The 24,360-nt window shown below is 40.2% G+C and carries 22 protein-coding genes; 7 read left to right on the top strand and 15 right to left on the bottom strand.

Features of this window, described 5'->3' with window-relative positions:
- From R2Q66_RS09310 to R2Q66_RS09285, 6 genes are all read left to right on the top strand, one after another.
- Complete coding sequence (locus tag R2Q66_RS09310; RefSeq protein WP_316748140.1) at positions 1-1,677, top strand: serine protease; 1,677 nt, start codon at positions 1-3, stop codon at positions 1,675-1,677.
- 63 nt (positions 1,678-1,740) lie between these two features.
- Positions 1,741-2,514, top strand: a complete 774-nt coding sequence (locus R2Q66_RS09305; protein ID WP_316748139.1) for a GDSL-type esterase/lipase family protein — start codon at positions 1,741-1,743, stop codon at positions 2,512-2,514.
- 159 nt (positions 2,515-2,673) lie between these two features.
- Positions 2,674-3,945 (top strand): glycoside hydrolase family 2 TIM barrel-domain containing protein, encoded by a 1,272-nt coding sequence (locus R2Q66_RS09300; protein ID WP_316748138.1) that lies wholly within the window; start codon positions 2,674-2,676, stop codon positions 3,943-3,945.
- Positions 3,942-7,766, top strand: a complete 3,825-nt coding sequence (locus tag R2Q66_RS09295) for a glycosyltransferase family 2 protein (protein WP_316748137.1) — start codon at positions 3,942-3,944, stop codon at positions 7,764-7,766. Before R2Q66_RS09300 ends, R2Q66_RS09295 begins: the two co-directional genes overlap by 4 nt.
- Positions 7,767-7,867: 101 nt before the next feature.
- Complete coding sequence (locus tag R2Q66_RS09290; protein ID WP_316748136.1) at positions 7,868-8,101, top strand: hypothetical protein; 234 nt, start codon at positions 7,868-7,870, stop codon at positions 8,099-8,101.
- A gap of 128 nt (positions 8,102-8,229) precedes the next feature.
- Positions 8,230-9,246 (top strand): hypothetical protein, encoded by a 1,017-nt coding sequence (locus R2Q66_RS09285; RefSeq protein WP_316748135.1) that lies wholly within the window; start codon positions 8,230-8,232, stop codon positions 9,244-9,246.
- Here R2Q66_RS09285 and R2Q66_RS09280 read toward each other — a convergent pair.
- The 8 genes from R2Q66_RS09280 to R2Q66_RS09245 form a co-directional block, all read right to left on the bottom strand.
- Positions 9,243-9,740 (bottom strand): cupin domain-containing protein, encoded by a 498-nt coding sequence (locus R2Q66_RS09280; RefSeq protein ID WP_316748134.1) that lies wholly within the window; start codon positions 9,738-9,740, stop codon positions 9,243-9,245. The genes R2Q66_RS09285 and R2Q66_RS09280 overlap by 4 nt on opposite strands.
- 15 nt (positions 9,741-9,755) lie before the next feature.
- Positions 9,756-10,472, bottom strand: coding sequence for a carboxymuconolactone decarboxylase family protein (locus R2Q66_RS09275; RefSeq protein ID WP_316748133.1), 717 nt, complete (start codon positions 10,470-10,472; stop codon positions 9,756-9,758).
- 10 nt (positions 10,473-10,482) lie between these two features.
- The gene (locus R2Q66_RS09270) at positions 10,483-10,929 is read right to left on the bottom strand and encodes a nuclear transport factor 2 family protein (RefSeq protein WP_316748132.1); all 447 of its coding nucleotides are present in this window, start codon (positions 10,927-10,929) and stop codon (positions 10,483-10,485) included.
- A 55-nt stretch (positions 10,930-10,984) separates the two neighbouring features.
- Complete coding sequence (locus R2Q66_RS09265; RefSeq protein WP_316748185.1) at positions 10,985-12,064, bottom strand: alpha/beta fold hydrolase; 1,080 nt, start codon at positions 12,062-12,064, stop codon at positions 10,985-10,987.
- Between the two features lie 17 nt (positions 12,065-12,081).
- Complete coding sequence (locus tag R2Q66_RS09260) at positions 12,082-13,128, bottom strand: alpha/beta hydrolase (protein ID WP_316748131.1); 1,047 nt, start codon at positions 13,126-13,128, stop codon at positions 12,082-12,084.
- A gap of 17 nt (positions 13,129-13,145) precedes the next feature.
- Complete coding sequence (locus tag R2Q66_RS09255) at positions 13,146-13,601, bottom strand: cupin domain-containing protein (RefSeq protein WP_316748130.1); 456 nt, start codon at positions 13,599-13,601, stop codon at positions 13,146-13,148.
- 182 nt (positions 13,602-13,783) lie between these two features.
- Complete coding sequence (locus tag R2Q66_RS09250) at positions 13,784-14,536, bottom strand: LytTR family DNA-binding domain-containing protein (RefSeq protein ID WP_316748129.1); 753 nt, start codon at positions 14,534-14,536, stop codon at positions 13,784-13,786.
- Between the two features lie 5 nt (positions 14,537-14,541).
- Positions 14,542-15,546 carry a sensor histidine kinase gene (locus R2Q66_RS09245; protein ID WP_316748128.1) on the bottom strand — a complete coding sequence of 335 codons (1,005 nt, stop codon included), beginning with the start codon at positions 15,544-15,546 and terminating at the stop codon, positions 14,542-14,544.
- A 276-nt stretch (positions 15,547-15,822) separates the two neighbouring features.
- On the opposite strand from R2Q66_RS09245, the gene R2Q66_RS09240 reads away from it, so the two are divergent.
- Positions 15,823-17,457, top strand: coding sequence for an ABC-F family ATP-binding cassette domain-containing protein (locus tag R2Q66_RS09240; RefSeq protein ID WP_316748127.1), 1,635 nt, complete (start codon positions 15,823-15,825; stop codon positions 17,455-17,457).
- A gap of 55 nt (positions 17,458-17,512) precedes the next feature.
- On the opposite strand, the gene R2Q66_RS09235 is transcribed toward R2Q66_RS09240, so the two are convergent.
- The 7 genes from R2Q66_RS09235 to R2Q66_RS09205 all read right to left on the bottom strand — a co-directional run bounded on the left by R2Q66_RS09235 (position 17,513) and on the right by R2Q66_RS09205 (position 24,343).
- Positions 17,513-18,685, bottom strand: a complete 1,173-nt coding sequence (locus tag R2Q66_RS09235; RefSeq protein WP_316748126.1) for an NAD(P)/FAD-dependent oxidoreductase — start codon at positions 18,683-18,685, stop codon at positions 17,513-17,515.
- Positions 18,686-18,714: 29 nt separating this feature from the next.
- Entirely contained in the window at positions 18,715-19,470 is a 756-nt protein-coding gene (locus R2Q66_RS09230) for an AraC family transcriptional regulator (protein ID WP_316748123.1), read from the bottom strand.
- A gap of 11 nt (positions 19,471-19,481) precedes the next feature.
- The gene (locus R2Q66_RS09225) at positions 19,482-19,745 is read right to left on the bottom strand and encodes a hypothetical protein (protein ID WP_316748121.1); all 264 of its coding nucleotides are present in this window, start codon (positions 19,743-19,745) and stop codon (positions 19,482-19,484) included.
- Between the two features lie 6 nt (positions 19,746-19,751).
- The gene (locus tag R2Q66_RS09220) at positions 19,752-20,165 is read right to left on the bottom strand and encodes a hypothetical protein (RefSeq protein WP_316748119.1); all 414 of its coding nucleotides are present in this window, start codon (positions 20,163-20,165) and stop codon (positions 19,752-19,754) included.
- Positions 20,166-20,344: 179 nt separating this feature from the next.
- Positions 20,345-20,836 (bottom strand): hypothetical protein, encoded by a 492-nt coding sequence (locus R2Q66_RS09215; protein ID WP_316748117.1) that lies wholly within the window; start codon positions 20,834-20,836, stop codon positions 20,345-20,347.
- A gap of 257 nt (positions 20,837-21,093) precedes the next feature.
- The gene (locus R2Q66_RS09210) at positions 21,094-21,789 is read right to left on the bottom strand and encodes a hypothetical protein (protein ID WP_316748115.1); all 696 of its coding nucleotides are present in this window, start codon (positions 21,787-21,789) and stop codon (positions 21,094-21,096) included.
- Positions 21,790-21,850: 61 nt separating this feature from the next.
- The gene (locus R2Q66_RS09205; RefSeq protein WP_316748113.1) at positions 21,851-24,343 is read right to left on the bottom strand and encodes a TonB-dependent receptor; all 2,493 of its coding nucleotides are present in this window, start codon (positions 24,341-24,343) and stop codon (positions 21,851-21,853) included.
- Positions 24,344-24,360: the final 17 nt, after the last annotated feature.

The following is a 24,360-nucleotide window of genomic DNA, read 5'->3' as shown; positions in this document are numbered from 1 at the left end:
ATGAAGAACTTATTGATCATACTATTACTTTGCTTGCAAGGTATTAAGCCGGCTTTTGCCCAAAAGGATGGTTTTAATGGCGAAAAATTAGAGCAGGAAGTTAAACTAAACCTTAAAAAAGCTTATGCCGCATCGGTTCGGATTGTGAATCTGGATGCCAATCAGCAAGCTGTAGGAGGATTCTTTAGCGGGGTTGTGGTGGATGGCGATGGACATATTCTGACGGCTGCCCATGCAGTTAGTCCGAACCGCGCTTATCAGGTTACTTTTCCCGATGGACGTTCGTTTAGGGCTAAAGGCTTAGGCGTGATTCATTCCATTGATGCCGCCATGATCGTGATCACCGATAAGGGGAAATGGCCATTTGCGAAAATGGGATGGTCTACTTTGCTGGAACCTAACGTACCTTGTGTGAGTCTATCTTATCCGGGTAGTTTTTACGCAAATAAGCCAACCCTAAGATTTGGTTATGTGGCCCAGTTGAAGCACGAAACCGGATTTATGCGGAGTACTTGTTTGATGGAACCAGGTGATTCCGGAGGGCCATTGTTTGATTTGAAAGGTAGAGTGATTGGGATTCACAGTCGGGTAAGTGTATCTGTAACCTCCAATATGGAAGTTCCTGTGGATGAGTTCAGAAAATACTGGACCGCTTTAAAAACACCGGCTGTACATACTTCGTTTATCCCGGAAGATAAAGTGAAGCTGAATAAAAATGAGGAAAAGCTAACTGCTGTTCCGCAAATGCCTGAACTCATTTCTAATTTTAAGGAGCAGGATAATCGCTTTCAGAAAAATGTATTTACGGTAGTTGATTCCAATCAGGTAAGTATTTTATCGGCCTTAGTAGATCTCAATGGATTGATTTCTCCATCGGAGTTAGAGGGGAAGAGTTTTTTCATTAGCAAAAGCTCGATGGTAGGGCCTGGTGCTAAAGTGGAAATGTTGGATGGAAGTTTGATCCATGCTAAAGTGATCAGTCGTGATGAGGAAAGTGATTTAGTATTGCTTCAGATTCCGCAGGAAATTGCTGGCGGGATCAACCTGAATAAAGTGTTCCCTGGTTATACCGTTGATCAGTTGGGTAATTTTTTGATCAGTCCGAAACCAAAAGCGCCAGGAGAATTTAGCGTGTTGGGAAATACACAGCTGGGGATGCCTAAATCACCTGCCAGGTATTTAGGTGTTGGGACAAGTTACAATCAAGATGATTATAAGATTGTCGTTACCGGACTGTATTCTATATCAATAGAAAAAGGAAAATCGGATGATATTGCTGTAAAAGACGTGCTGACGAAAATTAACGATCGTCCGCTCTTAACGACCAATGATTTGCCGGATGAGTTGTCGAAATTCAATACAAATCAGACGGTTACCTTGCAGTATATCACAAGAAAAGGAAGTGTTAATACCCAAACGATTGCCCTTAAGCCCCGGTATGTGGAAGAGGATAGGAGTAAAGATCTGTTTGTAGACGGTAAAAGTAAGCGTAGAGACAACTTTAAAGAAGTGTTGATACATGATGCTAAACTAAAACCATCTGAGTGTGGCGGGCCGTTGTTTGATCTGAAAGGTAACTTTTACGGAATTAACATCGCCAGATTAAGTCGCACCAGCAGTTTAACCATTCCTGCACCAAGGGTACTGCTTTTTGTAAAAGGGATAACGTCTTTTTAAGACCTGATTGCAAAATAATCTTATATTCGGTTTTTCATGAGTTAAAATTATGAGCCTTTAAATATGATGAAACCCAGCTTTAATTATGCCTGCTTGCTCTTGCTGTTTGTTTTGACTTCCTTCTCAGGAAAAAAAGAGCAAAAAATCAATATTGTTTTTATAGGTGACAGCATTACTGAGGGGGGTGCTTTAGCAGATCCAAAAAATGAAGCCACGCCAATCTATGTAGCAAAGCTATTGAGACATCGTAAAGATATTAGCGCAGTGAATATTAGTAATAGTGGCTTTAGCGGACATACCACTGTAGATTTCTTGCCAAAGAACAACATTGATTTCCCAAAAGTATTGCAGGTAGCCGATACCTTTGCTCAGGATAAAACAGCAGTATTATTGTTCTCGATCATGTTAGGTACGAATGATAGCGCCATGTTCGGGCCAAATGGAGCCCCTGTGCAGGCCGCTCAGTACAAAGATAATTTGAAGGTTTTGATCAATACTTTGATGGAGAAATACCCCCATGCCAGATTTGTTATACAATATCCGCTTTGGTACAGTCCAAATACACACAATAATGCAGGGTATATGCAGGAAGGACTCGATCGCTTAAGTAGTTACTTTTCACAAATAGAAACCTTATCCGAAGAGTATAAACGTAGCCATCCAAATAAGGTTTATCAAGGTAATAAAGATGTTTTTAGTTTTTTTCAAAAGAACCATGAAAAACTGTTTAAAGCTGAACAAGGCAAGCATGGTGTTTTTTATTTGCATCCCAATGCCGAGGGTTCTAAAGCTTTAGCTGGATTTTGGGTAAAGGGAATTGTAAGTGCAATTAATTGATTTATAGATAGGTTCTGAATCAACGTGAATAAATCATGCCTGGCTTACGAAGCTTTGCCTTTTTATAGCCTGAATATATTATATTCACCTAATTAATTTTTAGGTATGTCAATTTTGGATAGCAAGTATCCGTTTTTTAAGTTAAGCGTTCTCAGTTTATTGATAGTTCTATTTTTTGTAAGCTGTAATCAGCCAAAAGATACCACTTCAAAAAAAGTACAGATTAAAGAAATCAACGGCAGTTATAAACTGTATAAAGATGGCAAACCTTATGCGATCAAAGGAGCTGCTGGTGATAGTCATTTCCAGACGCTAAAGGAAATGGGTGGGAATACGATTAGAGTTTGGGATACCACCAGGTTAGCTGTGATTCTGGATAGTGCGGAAGCTCATCAGTTAACCGTTATCGTTGGCTTGCCAATTTTTAATAGTGATTATACCACTTTCTATGCAGACCCCGCAAAGGTGGAGGCCCAGCACCAGGCATTTAAAGCTATTGTAAACAAGTATAAGCACCATCCTTCAATTCTGATGTGGTGTATTGGTAATGAACTCGATTTTCCATTTAAGCCATCATACCATAATTTCTATGACGCTTTTAATCAGCTTACGGATATGATTCACCAGGATGATCCCGATCATCCCATCACCACAACCGTCTTAAATTTTAACAAGAAATACATTTTTAACCTGATTGCACGCTGTAATCTTGACCTCATTTCCTTTAATGTTTTCGGTAGAATAACCTATCTGAGGGAGGACCTGAAAAGTATCTCCTGGTTTTGGAATGGCCCGTTTATGGTTACAGAATGGGGGATTGATGGCCCCTGGGAGGGAACACCGCAAACCGCATGGGGCGCTTACATTGAGGATACCAGTACTAAGAAAGCCGAACAATATCAGGATCGTTTTTTAAAATATATGCCAGTAGAGAATCCTGGGTTTTTAGGCGCTTTTGCATTCTTCTGGGGCAATAAACAGGAGGGAACGCAGTCCTGGTTTAGTATGTTCGATGAGCATAACGGGAAATCCCAGGTGGTTGATGCCATGAAATATTTGTGGACAGGGAAACATCTGGAAACTTCATTTCCTCAGGTAAATTATATGCTTTTAAATGAGAAGGGAGCAGGAGATAATATTCTATTGTCTGCCGGACAAACCTTTTCAGCCAGGGTATTACTGTTAAATCAGGATAAAATTAAGTATGTGAAATGGGAGTTGTATCGGGAAGATTGGTATAAAAAAAACAACCTTCATAGCGACAAAAAGCTCCAGCCTTTAAGTCAACAAATCAAAACAGATCACTTTTTGGAGAATAATTTTGTAGCTCCTGATGTAGAAGGTCCTTACCGGGTTTTTGCGACAATTTATGATGATCATGGGAACTTCTCTACCTGCAATACACCTTTTTATGTGGTAACCGATAAATGAAAGTAGCTAAAATACCATCGCCCCCAACAAAGAAAGAGCGGTTCACGCTTAGACTGATGATTTTTATCGGAGTAATTAGTATTGTTTATTTTCTCCGTAACATGCTGGATCCGGCTACTGTCGGCGACCCACTATTATATGGATTGTTGCTCAGTACCTTCATTTTTATGAGTCTTAAAACAATTCATGAATGGATTCATTATTTTTTTATTACGATTCCTAAAACACCTGAAACCACTAAGATTTATACGGTTGATATCTTCACAACATTCTGTGCAGGAGAACCCTATGAGATGATTGAAGAAACGCTGATCGCAATTAAGGCCATCACTTATCCTCACGAAACCTATTTATGCGATGAGGCAAACGACCCCTATTTAAAGAACTTCTGTGATGAATTAGGTATTCATCATGTCACCCGAACAAAAAAGATCAATGCAAAAGCCGGGAATATCAACAATGCTTTAAGCTGTTCTTCCGGAGAAATTTGTGTGGTTTTAGATCCGGATCACGTCCCTATGCCTAACTTTCTGGATCCTATTGTCAACCATTTTAATGATCCTGAAATTGGGTTTGTTCAAATTGTACAGGCATACAGTAATAACGATGAAAATCTAATCGCTAAAGGTGCCGCGCAGCAAACGTACCAGTTCTATGGACCAATGATGATGACAATGAACAAGTACGGAACCGTTCTTGCGATTGGCGCCAACTGTTCTTTCAGACGTACTGCGCTCGAATCTATCGGTGGACATGCGGCAGGCCTGGCGGAAGATATGCACACGGCAATGCAACTTCATTCGAAAGGGTGGAAGTCGGTTTATGTGCCACAGGTATTGGCCAGAGGATTGGTGCCTTCCACTTTATCTGCTTATTATAAGCAACAGCTCAAATGGTCCAGAGGGGTCTTTGATTTATTAGTCACTGCCTATCCGAAACTTTTTAAAGGCTTTACCTGGCAGCAAAAGTTACATTATGCGGTCATTCCTTTGCATTATTTCGCAGGGGTAATTTATTTAATCAACTTCCTGATCCCTATTATTGCGCTATTTTTCGATGTGAGCCCGATGAAGATGAGTATTACCTCTTTTGGATTCAGCATATTGCCCTTCCTGACGATGACACTTTTGATCCGGCATTTTGTGCAAAAGTGGGTCATGGAAGATGAAGAACGTGGTTTTCATGTAGTTGGCGGACTATTGATTATTGGTACCTGGTGGATCTTTATTTTAGGTTTGGTTTATACCATTATTGGAAAAAAAGTACCTTATGTTCCAACACCTAAGGACGGTAATGAAGCGAATAACTGGCCATTAAATGTTCCTAATTTAATCGTACTCGCCCTATCTCTGGCTGCAATTGTTTATGGTTTGTATTACGACTGGAATCCTTATAATATTATTATGGCTGGTTTTGCTGGTTTAAATAGTCTGATCATGTGTTTTAACATTGCAGCCAGCAGACAACAACAATTTAGAGCTTATAAGGCGGAGCATGCTACGGTGAATGGTTTTATGGATGGGCTTAAACAATTAAAAATCAAATTCTGGTTTTTAAGAAGACGTATTTATGCAGGAGTACGGAGTAGTGCCTTGATGATCACGGTTGCACTTTGTTTTTTAGTGCTTTATTTTGCAAATTCAGATGCGGAATCAAATACGGGTTTGCCGGTCTTAAATCATAAAATGAATTATTTTCTTACTGGAATATTTGCACCGGGGAATGCGGATGGAATATCCTCCATAAAAAAGGTTAATGCACGTCAAAAGGCATTTAATTCTCATTTTGATCTGGTTTCAATTTATATCCCATGGGGAGATCAGGCACATTGTTATCTCCCTCAAGAAACCATAGATTCGATCTATAACAATGGTTCAATACCTATGGTCACCTGGGAGCCATGGCAGAATTTATTTGCTCAAAATAAGATCAATGGCGAGGATAAAAAAGACCTGAAAGTTTTTAATAAGGTACTGGATGGAGCTTATGATGCTTATCTTAAAAAGTTCTCAGATCAGTTAAAAGCATTAAACAGGCCGGTTTATCTGCGGTTTGCTCATGAAATGGACAACCCGGCTTATCCATGGTCTCGGGTTGGAAACAATACACCGGATGAATATAGAGCGGCCTGGAAATATATACACCAGTATTTTTCCAAAAATGCGGTTTACAATGTGATCTGGGTTTGGAATCCATGGAAATCAGAAACTATTGATGCTTATTTTCCAGGGATGCAATATGTAGACTGGATAGGTGTCACCAATCTGAATTATGGTCCATTGTATTCCTCTTCCGGATGGCAATCCATGGAGGATTTATACAAGACTTTTCACCAAAACCCGATTTTTCGCTCCGGATTACCGGTGATGTTGGCGGAAATGGGCTCTTTAGTTTCTGCCGGTCGGCAAGAGGAATGGTTTAAATTAGCTTTCAAATCAAAAAGTAAGTTTCCGGAAATTAAAGGCTTTCTTTTCTTTGATTCTGGCTATGATAAAAATGTACCAACAGCTGGTTCAGAAGGAGTGTTGAACTGGAGCATACAACAACCAGGGCAAATGAAGTTATTGTTAAATGCCTGGCATAAAAGTCTAGATCAGACGGTGGTGATGAAGACTCCACCTTTGCTAACGGCTGCCGGTACTGCAACGGTCGGTGATTCTTCAGTTACAAAATATGCCCGTCTATTTGCATCCATAAAAGGAGTAAATTATAACCGGGGTCAGGATTGGACGAAAAACTATCAAACAGTCACCATGCGTGATATGATTGCTGATTTTGAAGAGATGAAGCGGATTGGGATCAATGCGATTAAGCGATATGGTCCGGATATTTACGATGATAACATATTGAAGCTCGCTAAAAAAACAAACATGAACATCCATTATGGATATTGGGTTAATGATGAACTTAATTTTGGAACGGATGCTAAAGGACTCAATTTGTTGAGCGATAAAATACTGGAATCTATTCATGAATTGAAAGATGAAGAAAGTATCAAATCCTGGAATATTGGAAATGCAGTGCTACAGAAACTCGATATCTACTATTACAAACCAGAGTTAATATATCAACAGGATGCTTACCTGGCCTGGCTTAAAAAATTAGTCATTAATATCAAAAAAATAGATCCTACAAGGCCTGTTAGTGTGGATATTGAAGTCTCGGAAAACATGAATTCAACAATTGACCGGTATCGCAGGGTGATCCCGGAAATTGATCTATATGGTCTTGTCGTTGGCCCTAAAGTTGTAGATCCAGAGTTAATTAAGCAGGTGCATGTTCCCTATTTTTATAGTGGGATTCCGGTTTCCTCTTATAATTCCCTTAATGACCCTAAAGTCGGTACGTTCATCGCCAATTGGCAGGATGAGCGAAAAACAAATCGTGCAACACTTGATGGAATAAAAGATGAACAGGGCAGAAAGAAACTAGCTTTTACTCAGCTTTTTTATGCCTGGAATAAAGGCCCTTTACCCGTTGAGAAGCCTGCTGTTAAAATCCTTAAACCAGCACTCGGAACTTTCCCCGGACAACAACTTAATTACCATGTAATTATTAAAAAGAATAACCAATGGGTATTGGCTACCGCTTCAGAAAACTTAACATTTGAATGGAAGCTGGCCAAAGTGGATAGATTTAATAAACCCATATCCATGACAGGAATCGGTAATGGAGTAAATGTGAAAGTAACCATTCCTGAAAATCCGGAGAATTACAGGCTGTTTTTGTATGTGATTGGTGATAAGATCGTATTAGACGTGATTGAGTCTAAACTAAATACACCACTATCCAGGGAAAATCATACAGGTCCTGAAAAATAAATATTTTACTTGAAACAAGCTGTTTTTCTGTGTGTTATCTGGTTGGTGAGCCTGCTGTTTAACGCTTGTCACTATTTTTATTTGATTAAATACTAAAGACCATGGAATCTGAAAATCAAAAAATAAGCGGCCTGCATTGGGAAGAAGAGCTGATCGATGAAGAAAATACGCCTAAAAAAGGTCCTGAGCCTGAAGATGAGGAAGATGATGATTTTTTTGAAGATGACGATCAGGATGAGTTATCTGAAAATACCGAAGGTAACGGTGAGGAGGAGGATTTTGATGAAAATGATGACGATGACGATGAAGATGATGATGAATTAAATTGGAAATAGGATGAGGGTTCTATTTTCATTAGAAGACAAATTGGTTTGAAAGATCATCGGTTAACAAGGAACACAAGTCTGAGCTTTATTCAAAATCCTGTATATTGCCTGTGGAATCCCCATCTTAATAAATGCCAATGAATTTTAAAATTAATGACGGCCTTAATGTCATTTCCATAGGATACAATAGTCTCGGTTCATATTACAGGTTAAAAAGGCCCGTATCAATGGTATGGGACGACTGTGCAGGTGGTGGAAATGGCCAGTATCTGGCTTTAATACCTCCTTTAGCTGCGGAACAGGAAATGTTGCAGCGTACGATTGATCTTGATCTTTTTGAAGATTTTACTGGTAGGGAGGAAACGCTTCATCAGGAATTAAAGCCATTATTCGGCCTTCTTCAAAATGGAGAATATCAACTCCATTTCAGTAACGGTAAAACTAAAAGAGAAGCTGTTGTCTATTCCGGAGGAGAAACAAGTACCCATGAAATAAAATGGCATACGGCCTGGTCTGATTCGGTTGACCTGAGTAAAATTGAGAAGATCAAGAAGGATTATCAAAGAGATCGTCGTGATACCGGACTTACGCGTTTTACGGAAGGGCTGATCGGCTACACCACTACTTCAATTTTTGGCTATTACAATGATGCCAGTATTGCTACGCGCGCCCAGTCGGAGATAGATCCCCGGAAAGTAGCCTATTTTGTAGAAAAGATTCAGGAGGGAGCGCGACCATTTATAATCATGATGTCGGCCGTTTATACACCGGAAGGAGATTGTGAAACTGAATACGCGGCGGACTTCATTCTTGATGGACACCACAAGCTGGAAGCCTACCTTAAACTTAATATAGATCCACCCCGTGCATTCATTACCCGACAATTTAATTCGGTTGAGGAACTGGAATTTGATATCGAAAGTCTGGGTGCCTTATTATATCCATGGCAAACCCGCCATATTCTTGACAATTTGGATGAGGAGAATCAATTGCCACAGCTAGCTAAATTGGATCCATTCCTACCAGCACCGGATTCCGGGGAACTAAGCGCTTCCAGGCCTCAAAATGTTAAGAATAAGTCTATTTTAGGCACAAGGGAGATTGTGATTATTGCTGCTGTTGTAGGGCTAATATTGAGAAGGATCTTTCGTTAAGGCTTACTGTGGTATTCCTCGTCTGTAACAGGCTTCAACCAAATGGCACCACCTAAATTTGTATTGGTGCCAATAGCAATGTGTGTCATTTCTTCATCGGGTGTTGCTCCGTGCCAATGTTCCAGGTTTGGGGGACATTTAACGACATCACCCTTTTTAATAATTTCAATAGGCTTTCCTTTCTCCTGATATAGACCTTTTCCATCCGATACCAGGAGTATTTGACCTCCTTTATGGTAGTGCCAGTTGGTTCTTGCGCCAGGTTCAAAAGTTACGGAACCGATATTTACGTTGTAGCTGGTATCACTTTTTGCCAGATAATGGAGCCAAACCATTCCTGTAAAATTATCATTCGTCACCTTTTCTCCTTTGGGAAATATCATTGCGTTCTTTTTCTTGTCCGTTGTAGCGGATTGGCTCTCCGGACAATGATTACAGGACGATAGACCAATAGTGATGGCTGAAATCATCAGGATGTTCTTTTTTAAATTCATTTTTCTCCGGTTTTCTTATTTTCTGTTTATCAGGATTTCGTCCAATACTGCCTGAGCAGCTTTTGCTTCTTTTCTACCAATGGTTTTGCTGATCAGGCCTATAAAATCCTGTAGCTGTCCGGTTGTTAAACCAAGATTCAGGCAAATGATCATATGTGAACGTAACATAGGTTCCAGGCCACCAATACTGGAGAGTACTGATATCGTGACCAGTTCCCTTTCAGCGTAAGACAGCACATTGCTTTCGAAAACATCCGCGAATAAATGTTCTTTTAGAAAGATTTCGATTTTTGGTTCAAATGCGGCATAACCGGTTTTTTGCTCTTGCTCTTTTGCGCCGGTTAATTCTTCCAATATGGCTTTGCCGCGTTCGTATTTGCTGCGTTTATCATTAACCGGTGATGCTGCTGCACCAGTTACGTCATTGATGCCTCCGGCTTTGCGCTCTTCCAATACCGTCATAAAAGTTTGTAATCCACGAATACTACGTGGAAACCCTGCATAGGCATAAACATGGACCAACGCTTCCTTGATCTGGTTAACGGTCAGACCTGCTTCAAGACCATTGTTCAGTTCCGTTTTTAGTTTTGGCAGATCGCCTTTTCCAGTTAATGCGGCAATTGCAATAAGACTTTGTGCTTTGGGGCTTTGCACCAGATCCTGAGCTTTCAATACAGAAAAAATAATATTTAATCCGATGAATAATACGAGGAGTATTTTGTTTTTTTTCATGAAAATCGCTTTAGTCTTTTTTAGGGCTAACTAACTTCGTAAAGGATAAGGAGCCTAATTTCCATAATCCCTGTTGTTTGATGTAAACTTCTGTCACCATAAAAGGGTTCGTTACTTCTTTTCCACCAACAACGGCCAGCAAATCAATTCTATTCAAAAGAATAGCTGTCTGATCAATTACTTTCAGTGATACGTCATGGATATCTGCTTTTTTGTACCAAATACCTCCGCTTTTGATCACATTGATTTCCTGTTCCTTTCCCCAGGATCCACCCATGTGAACAAACACGGATTTTTCATGGAAAAGCTTGTCCAGAACTTCGATGTTCTTGTCTGCCATCCAGGTCCATTTATCTTTGGAAAGTTTAATGATTTCCTGCGCTACAGTAGAATTTTGTGCAAAGGAGAATTGGCTGCCCATAATGATTAAGAATAATCCGATCGTTAATGATTTCATGTTTTTGCTTCTAAATTTTATAACTGAATGAATTTGATTTCAATACCTGCCGGATTTACTGATCCAGACCCTTTTCCTTTAACCATTTGGACATCAGGTTGGCAATCTCCAAATTGTTCAAATCAGACATGGGGAAATGGGTATTACCTTTAATGCCAATTTCCGGCAGGTGGACCAGGGTCACATCCCCGCCATGTTTGTTAACCACATCTCTCCATTTTTTTGCCATGATAAGGGCCGCACGCCATTGTTCCTGTCCCGGGGTTTGTACCGGTTGCTCAGGGATGAAATCACCGTAATAGATAACGATTGGAATCTGGGTCAGTCGCTTAAAATCCGATAGGGCTACACCGCTGGCCTTCAGTGCTCCGCCAACATAAGGGATGGTCTCAGGTACTTCCCCTTCTGGAAATATAAAGTTGCTACCCGGCTCATAGGAGACAATGGCTTTTATTTTTGGGTTCTTAAGCGCGGTTAACCAGCCCATGCCTCCACTATGAGAATGTGTAACGAGGACACCTTCAGCAATCTTATCGAATAGTTCAGAAACCGCATTGGTGTTTACTTCAAAATCAATCGGGCCGGTATCAGGAACGATCTGACGGAAAAACTGATCCAGTATTTTAGGGGCTTTAGAAAATTGTACGCCTTGAAAAAATTCCCTTCCTATACCTAATCTGAAAATCCCAAACCAGAGTTGATCATCCGGAGCAGCAGTAATATTCATGGGTTTTGTACTTCGCCCTGCGTTACCGCGTCTGGGTTGGTCAATATTATAAACACTGAACCTACGTCTGAGGAAAATATTTTGAAAACCTTCCCTGCCATCAGGGGTGGTTTGCCATGTTCTCATAGACTGCCCATAGCCATGCCAGAAAACCAGCGGAAGCTTGCGTGCATTTACCGGTTTTTGATAAATCACAAATGCATGATCGCCATGTAGGGTCTGACCTTCGGAACTTTGCTTGCCCGGATTGAAAGCACCGTGTGCTATGGGATCAAATTTACCTGCTGCGGTGATAACCGTTCCGCCAATCGCAAAACTGCCTTGTTCCTGAACAGCAAGATATCCGCTTTTTCTTGTGGTCTGACAGCCCGCAACAAGTGCGATTGAGAAAACGGCCAAAAGAACCATTATTTTATTGTTCCTTATCATAGATTTTTACCAAAGAAATCAACCAATTTATTTACCGCTTTATTCACATATTCAGGTTTCCAATAGGTTTCAATATGACTGGCTCCATCTAAAAGAAATAGCTCCTTGTTTTTTGCATTCGTTGCTTTTTTAAATGCTTCATCTGTCATATATTTTGTGTCGGCTTTGCTTCCAGCCATCATTAACAAAGGCTGATTGATTAAATCCATATTGGTAGCTGCATCAAAAGTCATTAAGTCGAGCAGACTGCTCATGGTATATTTAAAAGTCGAATTGGGGTGTGCATGACTTCTATAATAATACTGGTATCCTTCGCGATATAGATCGGTTGGGATCTTCGAAATCTCTTCATCTGTTGGTTGAGCCAGACCGGTATAAATCACTTCAGCACCCGCGGCTTCCTGCGCACGGGCAGCTGTCGCTTGCTGTAAGCGTTCCTGGATGGTCGCTATCTGGGAGTTTTGAAAACCATTACGTCTTACCTCACCTGAATTAAACATACTCAAGGTTGCCACAGCTTTAAAACGTTTATCCCCCTGGGCGGCCTTTAAAGTATAACCGCCACCACCACAGATGCCCAAAACACCCATACGGTTTGCATCAACCCCTGCATATTGGGAAATAAAGTCGGCCATACCATGAATATCTTCGATACGATTTGCAGGTTTATCGACCTGACGGGGTTGTCCACCACTGGCACCTTGATAAGCCGCATCGGCAGTAATCGTGATATAACCATCCGCTGCCAAACGTTCTGCATATAAACCGGTTGTCTGCTCTTTAACGCCACCATTAGGATGAGCCAGTACTACGGTCGGATATTTCCTTGCGGGGTCATAATCCGCAGGGGTATACACATTTGCTGCAATATCAAGCCCATTCAGTTTATAAGTCACCGGATGAATGTTCACTTTTCCGGATACATTTTCGGTAATGGCGTCCCCATAGACCAGGCCAAAGGGATTTTTTGATTCAGTTTGAGCTGAAGACAGGATACTTGCTGTCATAAATATTGAAGTTAGTAGGAATGCTATCTTTTTCATCAGGATGTATTTAAGGGCTATTTTTTACTGTTGTATTCTTCTTTGCTTACCGGATGCAACCAGATCGTTTTTCCATTTTGTGAAGGGGAGGTAGCGATGTAGGTAACACCACTTTCTGGTGTTGCCCCATGCCAGTGTTCAACCCCGGGCAGGCATTTCACAACTTCACCTCTTCTTACGATTTGTTTAGGCTTTCCTTTTTCCTGATAATAACCAATCCCTTCGGTAATGATTAAAATTTGTCCTCCGGGATGACTGTGCCAATCCAATCTTGCTCCGGCATCAAATATGGCTACTGATGTACCGTAAGTAAAGACGCTATCAGGCGAATTCAATTCCCTAAGCCAGACATTTCCTACATGATGTACATTCGGAGATTTCTCCCCTTTTGGGAAAATAGGACCTTCTTGTGCTGCTGCCCGATTTGAAAGTACAGCAAATAATAAAATCGAAAAATAGAGTACTCTTTTCATAATGATGATTTTTAAGTGAAATCAACATTTATACGGGTGTAATTTATAGCCTGCATAAAATGTAATATTCTAATGTTTTATAGGGTAAACATCAGGATATTATTTCAGGCATTTTTGAAGGAGGGAACTAACACGAAAATCAAGCGCTTTAAGACGAAAGGCACCGTTCAAAAATCATTTGATTACGCTTTTACCAGCCATTCTTTAAACTCAGCGGCTTTGTTTTTAGGGATGTAAATTGGTTCAGGAACAGTGCAGTTAAGGGTGACGAGCAAGCGGCTGTCGAACCATACCGTGATGTTTTTGACTGCATTTCGGGCAATGATGAATTGTTTATTGGCGCGATAGAAATTGGCGGGGTTTAAATGAGAAAGAATATGCTCTAAGGTTTTGGAGTAAGGGATGATTTTTCCGTCCGCCAGGCCAATAGCCGTATTTTTATCTGTGGTGTAGAAATAGGAAACCTCTTGAAGATCAATCGGCAGTAGTTGATCCCTATGGGGAATCAGGAGTTTGTTTTGATAACGTGGTGCTGGTGCCAGCTGGTTGACGTTGGATACATACCCGGCTATATCAGTACGGGTTAACTTGCTGAATTTGACAAGTGCCCGTGCTAAGTCGGCCGTTTTTATGGGCTTAAGTAAGTAATCAATACTGTTTACTTTAAATGCTTCGATTGCATATTCGTCATAAGCCGTTGTAAAGATAATCGGGACTTCAATTTCAATATGTTCAAAAATCAGGAAGGAAGAACCGTCAGATAAATGGATGTCCATTAAGATGAGATCGGGTAGGGTATGCCCATTCAGCCATTTAATGGTCTGACTCACACTTTCGGTATTTCCAACCACTTCTATAGTAGGATCAATCTCCTTCAAAACCTCCACCAGGCTTTCGTAAGCGGCTGTTTCATCTTCAACGATCAGTATCTTCATATGGGTTATCCTAATGGTAAATAAACATTAAATATTCTGCCATTGTTCTCCACTCTGATTTGTTGGTCCATTAACAACAGAAAGCGGCTTTCCAGATTGTTAAGCCCTGTACCATTGGTTAGCGCTGGAGTTATTTTTGGGTAAATAGGATTAGAAACCACAAGCTCATTGTTTTCATTAATATAAATATCGATGATCATTTTATGGTCACTGTCGATCATATTGTGAACCACTACATTGTCTAGCAGGGGAAGAATAGAAAGTACAGGAACCTTTTGTGATAAGGAATTGGGGTCAATGTTCAGGTGGTATTCTAGTTTGTTGGCAAAACGGATTTCCATCATATAGCGGAAAGCATCAACAAAAGTCAGCTCTTCTCCTAAGGTAACCAGCCCTTTTTTATCGCTTTGAAGAATGTAGCGAAATACATCAGAAAGCTTGTTAACATAAGTCAGTGTTGCTTCATTGTTCTTTTTCCGGATTAAGGAAGTCAGGCCGTTAAGAGAATTAAAAAAGAAATGTGGGTTAATCTGGTTTGTCAGCGCATCATAACGGCTTTGCAGGTTCTTTACTTTTAATTCTTCGATCTCCTGTTCTCTTTTCCGCTGCTCCTTGTACAAGGTTACAATATGCCCCATAAGTGTGCTTAAAATAGAAATGATAAGAAACTGAAAGAGAACTAAACTCCCGTAATGTCTGACTTTTTTATACATCAAAAAAGAGATTCCTCCGTAGATCACAAAGGCTATCACAGAAATCATGGTATTATATCCGAAACGTTTTTTAAAGTCAACGGTTTTTATCCGCTGTAAATTGATGCTGATTAATAAAAAGATCAGACCTGTCAGGAAAGTAAAACGCAGTAAAAGGAAAGAAATATAGTTTGTTTTCGCTGATCCACCTAGCTTTTCTAAATCGTAGGGAATCCAGGTGATCTCTGGATAAATCACAAAAACAGCAGCGATCAGGCTGATTAAAAGTAACTGGTAGGAATTATATTTTTTCAGCAATTTGTTCTTTATTTATTAGGTCAATCAGATCTGTTTCATGCAGCCCATAAGTACGTATAATTAAGCGTTCTGTAATCCTTAATTAAGAGTATCCTGAGGCTAAATAGTATTTTAATTATTTATAGTACAAATATCAAGAAAAAGTTCATGCTTTTTTAAAGAGGGAACCAAAGCGAAAATCATTGGATTAAGACGAATTGAGTTAGGATTACAGAGCTTGTTTATTGAATCCAATGTCTTTCTCTTACCTTTGCAAATAACTCAATATTCCATACTGTGATTAATGTAAATAACATCTCCGTTTCATTTGGCGGAACTACGCTTTTCAGCGACGTAACCTTTTCGATAAACGAGAACGATAAAATAGCCCTGATGGGCAAGAATGGCGCCGGTAAGTCGACCATCCTAAAGATTATTGCCAATGCGGCTAAACCTACCTCTGGTAACGTAACCGGTCCTAAGGACGCGGTAATAGCGTATTTACCACAGCATTTCCTTACTCAGGATAAGGTGACCGTTTTTGAAGAAACGATGAAAGCTTTTGAAGAGGTCAACCAGATGAAAATAGAACTGGATGAGCTGAATGAGCAACTGACGATTCGTACAGATTACGAAACTGACGACTACATGAAGCTCATTGAACGTGTTTCAGAGCTGAGTGAGAAGTTTTATTCAATTGAAGAGGTCAATTATGATGCAGAGGTAGAAAAGGTGTTAAAAGGTTTGGGTTTTGAGCGTAAAGACTTTACCCGTCAAACTTCTGAGTTTTCGGGCGGATGGAGAATGCGTATCGAGCTGGCTAAAATTCTGTTAAAGAAACCTGATTTGATCTTATTGGATGAGCCGACCAACCACATGGATATCGAGAGTATCCAATGGCTGGAAGATTTCCTGATCAACTCTGCTAAGGCAGTAATGGTGATTTCCCATGACCGTGCCTTTGTAGATAACATTACCAATCGTACCATTGAGGTAACGATGGGCAGAATATACGATTACAAAGCAAAATATAGCCATTATCTACAGTTGCGTGCAGACCGCCGTGTCCACCAGGTGAAAGCTTATGAGGAACAACAGCGTTTTATCGCAGATAACCAGGAGTTTATAGATCGTTTTAGAGGAGTTTATTCGAAAACCTTATCGGTGCAGTCTCGTGTGAAGATGCTCGAAAAGCTCGAAGTTATTGAGATCGATGAAGTGGATACTTCAGCATTGCGCCTGAAATTCCCACCATCGCCGCGTTCGGGTCAATATCCGGTAATCGTAGAAGAGCTCACTAAAACCTATGGCGATCATGTGGTGTTCCAAAAAGCATCAATGGTGATCAAACAGGGAGAAAAAATAGCTTTTGTTGGTAAAAACGGGGAAGGTAAGTCGACCATGATCAAAGCCATCATGGGCGAGATCGATTTTGAAGGTGAATTAAAAGTAGGTCACAATGCAAAGATTGGATACTTTGCCCAAAATCAAGCTGCTTTGCTTGATGAAAATTTAACGGTATTCGAAACCATTAACCAGATTCCACTAAGCGATGGTTCTATAAAAATTAAAGACCTTTTAGGCGCCTTTATGTTCAGTGGCGATGATACTACGAAAAAAGTTAAGGTACTTTCCGGTGGAGAGAAAACCCGTTTAGCCATGATCAAGTTGCTGTTGGAGCCCGTAAATCTATTGATACTGGATGAGCCAACCAACCATTTGGACATGAAGACTAAAGACATTATCAAAGACGCCCTTAAAGATTTTGATGGGACTATTATTCTGGTATCCCATGATCGGGATTTCCTGGATGGACTGGCAGAAAAAGTATTCGAATTTGGTAATAAGCGCGTACGCGAGCACTTTGAGGATATCAAAGGATTCCTGGCTACCAAAAAAATGGATAGCTTAAAAGAAATAGAAAAAAACTAAAAAACGAAAAGCAGCCTCATCAGTAAGTTTATGATAAGGCTGCTTTTTTTGATAATTATACAACCTGTTCGCCTTCCATCTGGCTAAAAAACCGGAGCATTTGTGTTAATGCCGTTTTGGAGTGCATGATTTCGCCATTTACCAGGGTGTCCTGCGTAGCATCTGCTCCTCTGGCAATCATTTGTTTTTCAAAATGTGAGATGGCCGTTTTTAAGTCGGGGAATTGATTTCCTGTTAAACAGGCGGCCAATTCAAAGGCATCCTGCATGGCTACATTAGCACCTTCACCTGCAAATGGGGGCATGCGATGTGCGGCATCGCCAATCATGGTCAGGTTTTCCTGTGTTTCCCAACTTTGGTTGAGCGGGAAATAATATTGTGGCCGTAGGATATAATGCACCTCCTCGTTCGCGAAAAATTCCTGCCATCCATCGCTCCAACCTGTAAATTCAGTTTTGAACAATTTGTGAACCTGTTCTTTATTTTTGAAATCAATACTGTTGTTGGTCAGCCAATCCTCAGGGGCCTTGAAACTTGCCACAAACATGAGGGAGCCATCGCCTTTTGTGCCGTATCCTATAAACTGTTCATCTCCAAAGGCCATTACCTTTCCTCCTTTTGTAAATTCAAAAAGTTGGGCTGCGTTCTTTTCCGCATCATAGATGTTGCCCTCAATCAGAGTAACACCAGAATAGATCGGTTTTAGATCACTGATATAAGGACGAATTTTAGAATTGGCACCGTCGGCAGCGATCACGATGTCAGCATAAGCACTGGTTCCATTGTTAAAATGCAGGAGCCAGCCGCTATTTTGTTTTTCCATAGCCAGAAATTGGCTGTCCCAAACCAGGGTATCAGGCTTTAGCGACTCAACTAAAATGTCCCGCAGAGGGGCACGATCAATCTCCGGACGATTTTCCGTAACCGTATTTTCATCCGCATAATCATGATCATCAAAATGTATCCCAAGAGATTGGTCTACAATGCGCATTTTGCTTGCTGCGGGGCGATGGTGTGCATAAAACTCCTCAATTAAACCAGCGCGTTTCATCGCTTCCAGGCCGCTGCCTTCGTGCAGATCAAGTGTAGAGCCTTGAACACGAACATCACGGTTCAGATCCCGCTCATATACTTTTACATCAACGTTTTTCATTTGTAAAAGACGGGCCAAAGTTAGTCCGCCCATTCCGCCACCAACAATGGCGACTTGTTTATTTACTGTCAGCATAATTCTTATTTTAAACTTCGCTAACAAAATTAGAGGACTGTGAGGGAGGATAATAGTATAAATCGGTCGTTCTTATTTTTTAAAAGTTCTTTGGGTACTACGCCGGTAAACTTTTTTATTTCTTTGATGAAATGTGTTTGGTCAAAGAAGTTTTCCTCCGGTGAAAGCTTTCCTTTTGCAATGTGTTCCAGCGAAGCACGAAAACGGAGGATATTGCAATATGCTTTTAAGGAAATGCCGAATTGATCATTAAAATAACGGTTGATTTGTCGGCTACTCCAGGCGGCTTTTTCGGAAAGTTCTTTTACGGGGATAGAGCCTTTGGAAGCGTAAATCAGTTCGAATAATGCTGCTTTTCGCGGATCAATTTCCAGCGGTAAAAGCGATTCGATTTTCTTTGTCGCTTTTTCTACAAAAGCATCGAAATCCAGTAAATCAATTTCCGAAAATCCCCAAAAACCGGAAGAACAGATCTTTCCGTAATCTATGATATCCGAAATGCGCTCCCCAAAAATATACTCTACAGCAGGCAATTTAAAACTAACCACAAACATCAGCGTGTTGGCTGGTATGGTAGCCGGAAGGGCCTGCGCATTCAGACCGAGCAGCACCATCCGAAAAGGGTCTTTTGCTGATTTGAAAAGTGACAGGTCAATGCGTCCATCAGGTAATCCTATGGTTTCTTTATCACTGTCCGATTGATTGTGCAAAAACCAAAAACTATCTACAAAAGCAGAAAGAGCTTTGTTGGGTTTGATGATTTTGTACTTTAGGTCATTGTCCATTGCTTCTTAATCTACCCCCTGGCTTTATTTAAATCGATATCAGGCATAATAAACCTGGATATAGGATTACCTTTTAAGTACGTCGGTTGAATTCCCCTGGAGGTATCAATTGAGATTTTGACAAAATGAACTAATTTAGATTCAGTTAAATCTTTAAGGTGACTTAATCGCGCTATCTCAGCCTTCCTCTGCTTAATTTCAGCAAAAGCCATAAATGCTGCAATTAAAAATATTACTAACGTAATTGCTGTTAAAATTAAAATGATATTAACCATAATTTGCTATCTGTTATAATAAATAATTCCTTTCATCACCGATGCTAAGATGATTGATGATCCTGTTAAAAAGTTTTGTAAAATAATATAATTACCAATTTCTGACGTTGAAGATATTTTCGATACATATGCAATAGCATAAACCAACATAGCAAACATTTCAATTGTTACACAAGTTAATAGCAGTGTGTTTTTTAAGTATTTGTTAACCAGGCATTGACTTTCGTATTGGAATTCATAAAATATTCCTGCTATTAATGATATAGAAAAGAACAAGAAAAAACCATCTGAATAAAATCTGTTAATGTCAAATACACTGTCTCCATTTACAAAAGAACAGATGTAAATTATCGCTAACTGAATAAGCCCAATACCACATACAAATAATATCCAAAAGAGTGTGCTAATCGTTTTATTCATAATAATATTTAGCTAATATAATTAATTATTAATATAAGTATGAATTTATAGAGAAATTTAAATAAATGTAATGAGGTTTAGCTTTCTGTTTATTTACTTTTAAGAAGTTAAAATAGAATGTCACGCATTGCTTCACGAATTGAGTTGGACGTATTAGAGCACTATAAGACCAAAATAAATTACCAGGGATTGAAAGTAAATTTGAGCTCAGTTTTTTTTACTTTCCGCTTTTCCTTATTGACATAAATAATCAGGTATTGGGGGTCCGTATCTACTTTCTCTGCATCAAAATCAAAGGCAGCAAAATCATATTCAGGCACTACTTTCCTGGCGGTAATTTTTTTTGGCAGGTTAACTGTGAAAAAAGTCAAGTCCTCATTCAGAACAATATCCCCGAATTTGGTGTCATCCATATTCCAGATGTCCAACCGATCATTAACATCCATATTAAAAGAGACAATGCCTGCACCTCTTTTGGTTTTTTCGGAATAGGAGCTAAAGCTTGTGTTTTGATAAACTAAGGAGTCAGCGTTTTTTGTCAGTCCTGGTTTCCTCGTTTTCCCGTCAGAAGCCTCTTTTTCGATCTGTACACTCCTTGCAGCATTAGCAGCACTTTGACTGGCATTATTGCAACCATTAAGTAATAGCATGGTAACAACGCAGGCGATCATGATTGTGTTAACGCCAACAAACCTAAAGGGATTCAAATGGTAAATCATGTTACAGAATTTAGGATAAAAATATATCTGAATATTATTTCAGAATTATACTTTGTTTAATTGCTAATGCAATATATGCTGAAAACACTAAACCCTGGATATCTGTTCCGGTGTTTTATAAAGAATAATGGGAACAAATCAACGCAAAAATCACCAGGAACTCTACGATCAGAGATCTAAGGCCTGGTGATTTTTTTAAAGAACAGCGGTTATTTCGCAATTGCCCAGTTTACTGCGGCATCAAACAACTTCAATCCATTTTCTTTTAGCAAAGGAAAGGTAGTATTGTCTAAAAAGAAAGCGACTCTTCTCGCAGGTGCGATAAAATCATAATCCATTGTAGCACCTTTCTCATAACCAAAAATGATTGCTTTATCTGGCTGACCAGGGATAGTCGCAATAATTGAAGCACCTAAACCTGGTTTTCCCCAGCCCATTGGCTGATCTTTTCTGTACACAGAATTGATGCCTGCAGGAAGTCCGGCGGCAAGCGGATGCGGGGCATTCACCAACCAGATGTAATGTTCTCCGGTCACCTCACCAAAATCTACATCTTTGTTTCTGCCGGTAAAGCGCATATCATCGAGGATGTCATTTTCCCAGGAAAGGATCGGGGTAGTCACGTCTCTATATTTTCCTTCAAAATCCTGTGAACCTACCGTAGAAGAGATGATGATCAGGTCATAAGCATTGGCTTTAGGCAAGGCTGCCGACTGGTCCACAAAAGTAACCTGATACCCCATAGAATCCAGGTGTGCTTTTACTTTCTCATCAATCGGTCTGTCGCGGTATTCCATCCTTAACACGTAAAGAATATTTCCGCGGTTTTTCTTAGTCTGTGCATTAACGCCAAGGAAAACAAGGCTGAATATCAGGAGGGCAATCGTTTTTTTTATCATCATCATATTTTTATTATCAAAGGGAATTATTATCAAAAGGCATTACGATCTAGAGGAACAATTATCCTTAAAAAGTATAAGTAAGGGAGGTTAACCAGTTTCTTGGCGCTCCGGGATATAAGCGGGAACTATCATAACCACCCACCCAATGGGTCTTATTGGTTAAGTTGTTCATATTCATTTGCAACTGTACTTTGTTAATCTTGTAATAAACTGCGGCGTTCAACAACATATACGCCGGACCTTTGGAAGGCAGTATGTTTTGCTGACCCTGGAAACCAAAAGTACGTTTACCCACATAGTAGGCACCTGCACCTAAACCAAGGCCTTTAAGACCTGGAATGGAGAACTGGTATTTCGCCCATAAGCTACCCATGTGTTTCGGCGTATTCGGCTTTTGCTGATTGTTATATAAACTATCTGCACCACCTTGTGCACCTTTCAACACGGCATTAATGTAAGCGTAAGTAGCTACAATATTCAGGTTAGGGGAGATGTAACCTACAATATCCATCTCTACACCTTTAGAAATATCTTTCCCGATCTGAATCATCAGGTCCGGATTATCGGCATCCAATGCATTGTAAAGTGAATTTCGCTGTTCAATTCTGTATACCGAAGCCGTAGCACTTAACCTGCCATTGAACCAGTCTGTTTTTAAACCGGCTTCCAGTAAATTACTTTTCAGCGGATCAAATGGGCCACCGGATAAGGAATTCTGACTACTTGCAGTCTGTGGGTTATAACCCGTTGTATAAGTAGCATAAGCGTTAATATCGCGGCTTACCTCATAGGTTAATCCAACACGTGGCAATAATGCGGTTTGTGTAACGCGGTTTACCGCATTTGTTTTATAACCGATATCGGTGAGGTAAGTATCATAGCGTAGACCAAGCAAAACTTTAAACCTATCGATAGAGATCTGGTCTTGTACATATATACTATGCTGTTGAGAATAAGAAGGGACAACCACGTCCGTATTATTAGGCGCATAAACGTAACCACTTACGTCGAGCATCGAATGCGTATTCTTGCTCAGGTCGAAAGAAGGAACGTTTGGTTTAGGAATCATTTTCCCTTTGTACTCGTACATTTCATATTTTGCCGAGTCTTTTACCACATATTTGGTCGCTATTTTTCCATCTTTTAAACGGTATCCAGCGGCATCGTTCTGGTAAGAACCAACGGGGATCGTACTGTCATTGTAATCATAACCGGTTACCAGATTATGTTGCAGCGGACCGGTTTTGAAATCTGAAGACAGGTAAGCAGTAAAACTATTACTATACTGCTCATTGTGACGTTGACTAGCCCTTCTGAAAGCAAGTTCCTCAATCTGTTTTCCTTTAGCATCTACTGCAAAGGCCGTGCTGCGGTGTTCGAATAAATCCTGACGGTACCCAGTTCTTAGAAAAGAGGTATTGAAAGTAATATGATCTGTTAACTTATGACTGATGGAGGTAGTGAAAAGGTAAGTTTTCTCTTTCAGGAAGTCATTCTTGTCGGCAACATTAAGTGATATTGGCGTAGAATAAAGGTCTGTAGAGCCAAAAATCGACTGTCCACGGTCTAATCTGCTGTCTGATTTGTTATAAACCAGGTCAAAGTTAATCCGCGTTCTATCCGAAGGAATGTAAGAAAGCGATGGAGCTACAACAATATTTTTGTCAAACAAAAGATCACGGAAAGAGTCTGCATTTTCGTAACCGAGGTTTATACGGTAGAGTAATGTTTTTTTCTTATTGACAGGGCCGGTAATATCAGCCGTTCCCCGCCAGGTATTGTAGCTTCCAGCCTGTAAATTGATAGCTCTGAAATTGGTGTCTAAAGGTTTTTTAGTGACTTTATTGATCGTTCCGCCCGGATTGGCATTGCCGAAAAGGGCAGAAGCAGGGCCTTTGATCACCTCTACACGCTCCAGGTAGTTTAACAGATTTTGTCGCCAGAAACCGTTAAAAGTTCTCAATCCGTTGAACAATTGATTGGAATTACTGCTTCCTACACCACCCTGGTTTCTAAATCCACGGATAGAAACATCATCGTAAAAGGTATATTGGTTTACACCACTCACATTTTTCACGACATCCGTCATCCGTACCGCGCCCTGATCCTGCATCAGTTCCTTGGTTACATATTGTATGGATTGTGGCACATCCTTAATCTCCGCGGCAGTTTTAGTACCTCCAAAAGAGACCTTATTGGTATAGTTTTTCTCTTTTCTGCCGGTGATTTCGACGGTTTGTAATGTTTCATCGCTTGGCGTAAGCATCAGCTTAATGCTGGTCTGATTAGGATCAGGAACCTCTATTTTTCGGCTGATCAGGTCATATCCGATCAATAAAGCCTTTAAAGTCAGTCGCCCTTTTAAGTCTGTGTGAAGTTGGAAATTTCCCTTCGCATCAGTCATGGTGGTATTTTTTTGTTCAACCAGGGCAACAGTAACACCTTCCAGTGCTTCACCTTTTAGATTCAGGACTTGTCCCTGGATCAATGACTTCTGTTGTGAGAATGCGAAGAGGTTAAGCGTGGTAAATAAAATAATCAGGAAGGTCTGTCTCATGCTTCAAATTTTGCGCA

Source organism: Pedobacter gandavensis (genome assembly GCF_032677645.1).
GTDB lineage: Bacteria > Bacteroidota > Bacteroidia > Sphingobacteriales > Sphingobacteriaceae > Pedobacter > Pedobacter gandavensis_A.
This window is presented reverse-complemented; position numbering and strand designations above follow the sequence as displayed.

Coding starts and splice junctions, on each gene's coding strand:
- R2Q66_RS09310 (WP_316748140.1), top strand. CDS start 1: ATGAAGAACTTATTGATCATACTATTACTTTGCTTGCAAGGTATTAAG.
- R2Q66_RS09305 (WP_316748139.1), top strand. CDS start 1,741: ATGATGAAACCCAGCTTTAATTATGCCTGCTTGCTCTTGCTGTTTGTT.
- R2Q66_RS09295 (WP_316748137.1), top strand. CDS start 3,942: ATGAAAGTAGCTAAAATACCATCGCCCCCAACAAAGAAAGAGCGGTTC.
- R2Q66_RS09290 (WP_316748136.1), top strand. CDS start 7,868: ATGGAATCTGAAAATCAAAAAATAAGCGGCCTGCATTGGGAAGAAGAG.
- R2Q66_RS09285 (WP_316748135.1), top strand. CDS start 8,230: ATGAATTTTAAAATTAATGACGGCCTTAATGTCATTTCCATAGGATAC.
- R2Q66_RS09280 (WP_316748134.1), bottom strand. CDS start 9,740: ATGAATTTAAAAAAGAACATCCTGATGATTTCAGCCATCACTATTGGT.
- R2Q66_RS09275 (WP_316748133.1), bottom strand. CDS start 10,472: ATGAAAAAAAACAAAATACTCCTCGTATTATTCATCGGATTAAATATT.
- R2Q66_RS09270 (WP_316748132.1), bottom strand. CDS start 10,929: ATGAAATCATTAACGATCGGATTATTCTTAATCATTATGGGCAGCCAA.
- R2Q66_RS09265 (WP_316748185.1), bottom strand. CDS start 12,064: ATGGTTCTTTTGGCCGTTTTCTCAATCGCACTTGTTGCGGGCTGTCAG.
- R2Q66_RS09260 (WP_316748131.1), bottom strand. CDS start 13,128: ATGAAAAAGATAGCATTCCTACTAACTTCAATATTTATGACAGCAAGT.
- R2Q66_RS09255 (WP_316748130.1), bottom strand. CDS start 13,601: ATGAAAAGAGTACTCTATTTTTCGATTTTATTATTTGCTGTACTTTCA.
- R2Q66_RS09250 (WP_316748129.1), bottom strand. CDS start 14,536: ATGAAGATACTGATCGTTGAAGATGAAACAGCCGCTTACGAAAGCCTG.
- R2Q66_RS09235 (WP_316748126.1), bottom strand. CDS start 18,685: ATGCTGACAGTAAATAAACAAGTCGCCATTGTTGGTGGCGGAATGGGC.
- R2Q66_RS09230 (WP_316748123.1), bottom strand. CDS start 19,470: ATGGACAATGACCTAAAGTACAAAATCATCAAACCCAACAAAGCTCTT.
- R2Q66_RS09225 (WP_316748121.1), bottom strand. CDS start 19,745: ATGGTTAATATCATTTTAATTTTAACAGCAATTACGTTAGTAATATTT.
- R2Q66_RS09220 (WP_316748119.1), bottom strand. CDS start 20,165: ATGAATAAAACGATTAGCACACTCTTTTGGATATTATTTGTATGTGGT.
- R2Q66_RS09215 (WP_316748117.1), bottom strand. CDS start 20,836: ATGATCGCCTGCGTTGTTACCATGCTATTACTTAATGGTTGCAATAAT.
- R2Q66_RS09210 (WP_316748115.1), bottom strand. CDS start 21,789: ATGATGATGATAAAAAAAACGATTGCCCTCCTGATATTCAGCCTTGTT.
- R2Q66_RS09205 (WP_316748113.1), bottom strand. CDS start 24,343: ATGAGACAGACCTTCCTGATTATTTTATTTACCACGCTTAACCTCTTC.